The organism is Thiorhodococcus mannitoliphagus, from assembly GCF_010915725.1.
Classification (GTDB): domain Bacteria; phylum Pseudomonadota; class Gammaproteobacteria; order Chromatiales; family Chromatiaceae; genus Thiorhodococcus; species Thiorhodococcus mannitoliphagus.
Genome location: NZ_JAAIJR010000341.1, coordinates 1 through 1,228, shown reverse-complemented (window position 1 = coordinate 1,228; position 1,228 = coordinate 1). Strand labels below are relative to the sequence as shown.

The following is a 1,228-nucleotide window of genomic DNA, read 5'->3' as shown; positions in this document are numbered from 1 at the left end:
GCAGTTCCACTTTGCCCAAATGGGATATCCTCATCCGACCAAACTGCGGGTAAGTTCTTTCGCGTAAATCGCCTTAGAAAGCGTCCATCAACAACTTCCCCCCTTTCGCAAAGGGGGGCTAGGGGGGATTTCGGGCGGCATCGTTCGCAATCGGGAAACAATTGATGGACACTTGCTTAGCTCCGACCGAGGGACCTCAGCCTTAGCGACGCCCTCGGATTTTTTGGACGCTGGACGCCCTCGGGTGCGAGAAATGCGGCAGGCTTCGCGATCTGCGAAGTCAAATGCTGGATAATCTTGGAACGTGCAGATTGATGGCCATCACGCTCAAGCGATCGCCGAGGCGTGGCTTGAAATGGAGTGAATTGTGGACATTGCCGAACTTCTCGCCTTCAGCGTCAAGAACAACGCCTCGGACCTTCATGTCTCGGCCGGGCTGCCTCCGATGATCCGTGTCGACGGCGATATGCGACGCATCAACGTCCCCGCCCTGGAGCATCGCGCCGTCCACTCGCTTGTCTACGACATCATGAACGACAAGCAGCGCAAGGACTACGAGGAGTTCCTCGAGACCGACTTCTCCTTCGAGATCCCAGGTGTTGCCCGCTTCCGTGTCAACGCCTTCAATCAGAAGCGCGGTGCGGGTGCGGTCTTCCGCACCATCCCCACCAAGGTGTTGTCGCTCGAGGAGCTCAAGGCGCCGTCGAGCTTCAAGGACATCATTGATGTTCCGCGCGGCTTGATCCTGGTGACCGGGCCGACTGGCTCGGGCAAGTCGACCACCCTTGCGGCCATGGTCGATCACCTGAACGACAATGAGTACGCGCATATCCTCACCATCGAGGATCCCATCGAGTTCGTCCACACGAGCAAGAAGTGTCTGGTCAACCAGCGCGAGGTCCATCGGGATACGCTGGGCTTCAGCGAGGCCCTACGCTCCGCGCTGCGTCAGGACCCGGATATCATCCTGGTCGGCGAGTTGCGTGACCTGGAGACGATTCGCTTAGCACTGACTGCAGCCGAGACCGGCCACCTGGTGTTCGGCACCCTGCATACCACCTCCGCGGCCAAGACCATCGACCGTATCATCGACGTCTTCCCTGCGGCGGAAAAAGACATGGTGCGCGCCATGTTGTCGGAATCCCTGCGCGGAGTGCGGCCTTGCATTGATGTGGCTTCTTGGGATAGCGTGCAAGCCACTTATGCATCTCAGGAAACGCATCATGGC

Annotated in this window: 1 protein-coding gene; it reads left to right on the top strand. The window is 58.8% G+C overall.

Going from position 1 to position 1,228, the window contains the following annotated elements; translation table 11 throughout:
• Window positions 1–367 precede the first annotated feature (367 nt).
• Window positions 368–1,228: type IV pilus twitching motility protein PilT (locus G3480_RS26745; RefSeq protein ID WP_338114242.1), on the top strand; the 861-nt coding region annotated here is incomplete at its 3' end.